Origin of the sequence: Streptomyces sp. ActVer (genome assembly GCF_027270795.1) — a bacterium.
GTDB classification, from domain to species: domain Bacteria; phylum Actinomycetota; class Actinomycetes; order Streptomycetales; family Streptomycetaceae; genus Streptomyces; species Streptomyces umbrinus_A.
The window spans coordinates 1-3,990 of sequence record NZ_JAPWHT010000658.1 but is presented as its reverse complement, the minus strand read 5'-3'; the positions used below and the strand labels follow the sequence as shown (position 1 = coordinate 3,990).

At 72.6% G+C, this 3,990-nt stretch carries 5 protein-coding genes; all 5 read left to right on the top strand.

What is annotated here, in order from left to right:
- Positions 1 to 547: enolase C-terminal domain-like protein (locus tag O3Q52_RS49910; RefSeq protein WP_332113020.1), on the top strand; the 547-nt coding region annotated here is incomplete at its 5' end.
- Positions 544 to 1,362 (top strand): hypothetical protein, encoded by an 819-nt coding sequence (locus O3Q52_RS49905; protein ID WP_269655055.1) that lies wholly within the window; start codon positions 544 to 546, stop codon positions 1,360 to 1,362. The genes O3Q52_RS49910 and O3Q52_RS49905, both read left to right, overlap by 4 nt.
- Positions 1,363 to 1,428: 66 nt before the next feature.
- Entirely contained in the window at positions 1,429 to 2,061 is a 633-nt protein-coding gene (locus O3Q52_RS49900) for a bifunctional 4-hydroxy-2-oxoglutarate aldolase/2-dehydro-3-deoxy-phosphogluconate aldolase (RefSeq protein ID WP_269655054.1), read from the top strand.
- Between the two features lie 167 nt (positions 2,062 to 2,228).
- Positions 2,229 to 3,095 carry an SMP-30/gluconolactonase/LRE family protein gene (locus tag O3Q52_RS49895; RefSeq protein ID WP_269655056.1) on the top strand — a complete coding sequence of 289 codons (867 nt, stop codon included), beginning with the start codon at positions 2,229 to 2,231 and terminating at the stop codon, positions 3,093 to 3,095.
- Positions 3,092 to 3,946 (top strand): sugar kinase, encoded by an 855-nt coding sequence (locus tag O3Q52_RS49890; RefSeq protein WP_269655053.1) that lies wholly within the window; start codon positions 3,092 to 3,094, stop codon positions 3,944 to 3,946. The genes O3Q52_RS49895 and O3Q52_RS49890 overlap by 4 nt, the downstream gene beginning before the upstream one ends.
- Positions 3,947 to 3,990: the final 44 nt, after the last annotated feature.

Genomic DNA, 3,990 nt, shown 5'->3' with positions numbered 1-3,990 from the left:
CGCCCCGCTGCACCCGCTGTTCGTCGAGGAGCCCGTCGTACCCGAGCAAGGCCATCTGCTGGCCGGGCTGGTCGCATCCAGCCCCGTACCGCTCGCCACCGGTGAGCGCCTCTACGGACGCGCCGAGTTCCTGCCCGCACTCACCGCGGGCATCGCGGTCGCCCAGCCCGACCTGTCCCACGCCGGCGGCATCTCGGAGGTGCACCGCATCGCCTCGCTCGCCGAGACCTACGGCGCCCTGCTCGCCCCGCACTGCCCGCTCGGCCCCATCGCGCTCGCCGCCAGTCTCCAAGTCGCGTTCGCCACCCCGAACTTCCTGATCCAGGAGCAGAGCCGCGGCATCCACTACAACAAGGACGCCGACCTCCTCTCCTACCTCGTCGACACCGAGCCCTTCCGGTTCGTCGACGGCCACGCCTCGCGCGGCGACGCCCCCGGCCTCGGTATCACCGTCGACGAGGCCGCCGTGCGCGCCGCCGACCGCACCGGTCACGCCTGGCGCAACCCCGTGTGGCGGCACTCCGACGGTTCCTTCGCGGAGTGGTGACCGCACCGATGGACATCGTCACCGACCTTGCCCACGGCGGCCGTTGGACGTCACTGCGCACGGCGGGGCGCGAATGGCTCTGGCACCGCGAGGCACCCGAGCGGCAGAGCGTGTCACCGGGCGACGCCTTCGTGGACGCGGGCGGACTGGAGGAGTGCATCCCCACGGTCCGCGGCACCCCGGACCACGGTGACGCCTGGTCACGACCCTGGACGCGCGACGGTGACAGCGACGTCCTCCACTGCGACCGCTTCACCCTGACCCGCACGATCCGCGGCACCGTGGAGGGAGCCGAGGCCGACTACGTGCTGAAGGCCGACGTGGGCTTCCGGTTCGTGTGGGCCGCCCACGCCCTGCTCGATCTCTCGGACCGGGCGACGCCGCACATCCGCGACGGAGCGAACACCCGCCTCTTCCCCGAGGCGGCGCCGCTGCTGGACCGGGCGTGGCCGCAAGGCGCCGCCTGGGTCGTAGGGAGCTGGCCCGCACCCGGTGGACTGCGCCTCGACCAACTCGGCCCGGACGACGGCACCGCCGTGGGAGCCGTCGTGGACGCCTCCCTCTGCTGCGTCCACGACCGGGCCGACCGTCTGTCGCTGTCTCTCGAAGCCGACGGGCAGCCCGTGTCCATCGCCCTGTGGCGCAACCTGGGCGGCTTTCCCGCCGCCCACCCCTACCGCAGCACAGGCGTCGAACCGATGCTCGGCCGCGTCTTCGACCTCGCCGAGGCCGGCCCCGACGACGCTGCGCGGGTACCGGAGTCGGGCGAGGTGAGATGGCGGCTGACACTGACCGCGAACTGCCGCTGTACCTGAACCGACCTGTGTGAACCTCTGAGAACCCGCGTGAATGCGAACCCGTAAGAAGGGGAGAACTCGTCCATGGATCTGCGAGCGGCCCTGGCCGCCCACCGCCTGGTCGCGATCATCCGCGGCGCCGACCCCGAAGCCTCGGTACGCACGGTGTTGACCCTTGCCGAGGAAGGAGTCGAGCTGATCGAGGTCTCCCTGACCGGCGCGGACGCCCTGTCCGTCATCGAGCAGGCGCGCAAGGCGCTCGGCCCCGACCGGCCCCTCGGCGCCGGCACGGTACTGACCGCCGAGGACGCTCGCGCCGCCCAGCAGGCCGGCGCCAACTTCGCCGTCACGCCCGCACTCGGTGAGGGCGTCGCCGCGGCACACGAACTCGGCCTGCCCGTCCTCGCCGGCGTGATGACCCCCACCGAAATCGTGGCCGCACGCCCCTTCGGCGCCGCAGCGCTGAAGATCTTCCCGGCCGCGGAGGCCGGCGGCCCCGCCTATCTGAAGGCCTTGCGGGGCCCGTTCCCCCACGAGTTGTTCGTGCCGGTGGGCGGTGTCGACGAGGCTGCCGCCCGGGCGTATCTGGCCGCCGGAGCGACCGCGGTCGGAGTCGGCTCACCGCTGATCGGAGACGCCGCCGACGGCGGCAGCCTGACCGCGCTGCGCGAACGAGCCCGCGCCTTCCTGACCGTCGTACGGAAAGACACGCCGTGACCGGATCCGCATCGCACACCGAAGGCGCAGCCGGGAGCGCGACTGGCTCAGCCGGAGCCGGAGCCGGAGCCGGAACAGCCGGACGCAGGGTCGGAGCCGGACGCAGGGTCGGAGCCGGAGCCGCAGTCGCAGCAGCCGGGCCCAGGGTCGGAGGCGGCGCCGAAGCCATCCGCCCCGACCGTCTGGAGCTCGGCGAGGGCATCCGCTGGACGGACCGCGGCATCGTGCTCGTGGACATCCTCGCCGGACGTCTGCTCACCGCCGTCGGACATCCCACCGACCCCCTGCGGCAACTGGCCCAACTGCCCGTTCCCCTGGGCGCGGTGGCCCCCGTGGCCGATGCCCCCGGCACCTGGATCGCCGCCGCGGGCACCGGGATCTGCCTGCTCTCACCCGACGGGTCGACGCGGTGGCTGGCACAGCCCGAAGCGGACGCCGCGCGACCCATGCGTATGAACGACGCGACCACCGACCCCTTCGGCCGCTTCTGGGCGGGCAGCATGGCCTACGACGCCGACGAGGGAGCCGGCTCCCTCTACCGGGTTGACCACGACGGCACGGTGACCCGCGTCCTCGACGACATCACGGTGCCGAACGGGCCGGCCTTCACCGCCGGCGGCGCCAGCATGTATCTGGCCGACAGCGCCCGGGGAGGCATCAGGCGCTACCCGGTCGACCCGGCCACCGCCGAACCCGGGCCCCCGGAGGTGTTCATCACCGTCGACGACGGCAGCCCCGACGGCATGGTGGTGGACGTCGAAGGCGCCGTATGGGTGGCGGTGTGGGGCACGGGATCCGTACGCCGGTATCTGCCGGACGGCCGTCTGGACCGCACGCTGAGTCTGCCCGCACGACAGCCCGCCGGGGTGTGTCTGCAGGAGGATCTCCTCCACATCACGACGGCCCGCGTGGGACTCGCCGAGCCGGGCCCCTACGACGGCGCGGTGTTCACGGCCCGTGTCGAGGTTCCGGGCCGACCGGCGACTGCCTACCGCCACGACGGCTCGGTTTCGCTCCCGGGGGAGAGGTCATGAAGGACGGCTGGAGGCCTGCCGAAGGACCCGTGGTCTGCGTCGGGGAGACCATGGCCGCCCTGGCTCCCGGCCCCTCGGAATCGCTGGAAACGGCCGAGGACCTGCGTGTGTCGGTGGCCGGGGCCGAGTCGAACGTGGCGATGTACCTGGCAGACCTCGGCATCCCCGTCTCCTGGCTGTCGGCGCTGGGCGACGACGCGTTGGGACGGCGTGTGCGTGCCGCGGTCGGTGCGGCGGGCGTCGACGCCGGCGGCGTGCGCTCCGATCCGGAAAGGCCCACGGGCCTGCTGGTGAAGGAGCCGACCGGCACCCGTACCCGCGTCCACTACTACCGCGGCAACTCGGCGGCCTCTGCCCTGGGACCCGACGTACTGGACGACGAGAGACTGCGGTCGGCCTCCGTCCTCCACCTGACGGGCGTGACCCCGGCACTGTCGCCGTCCTGCCGGAGCCTGGTCGTGGAGGCGCTTGCCACTCCGCCCGCAGAGCGCCCGTACGCCATCAGCTTCGACGTCAATCACCGCCCGGCCCTGTGGCCGCCCAGGACCGCCGCGTCCGTGCTGCGCGACCTGGCCGACCGAGCCGACATCACCTTCGTCGGCCTCGACGAGGCACAGGACCTGTGGGACGCCGACCTCGAACCGGCCGACGTACGGAAGCTGTTGCCGCATCCGCGTCTCCTTGTCGTCAAGGACGGCGGTCGTGCGGTCACCGTCTTCGGCGACGGGGGTTCGTGGACGGTGCCCGCTCTGCGCACCGATGTGGTGGAGCCCGTCGGCGCGGGTGACGCTTTCGCCGCCGGATTCCTGACCGGCCTGCTGCCCGGGTTCGACGTAATTCGGGGGTTCTAGAGGTTCAGCCAGGGTGAACATGCAGGTCGCGGCGCTTCAGTTCG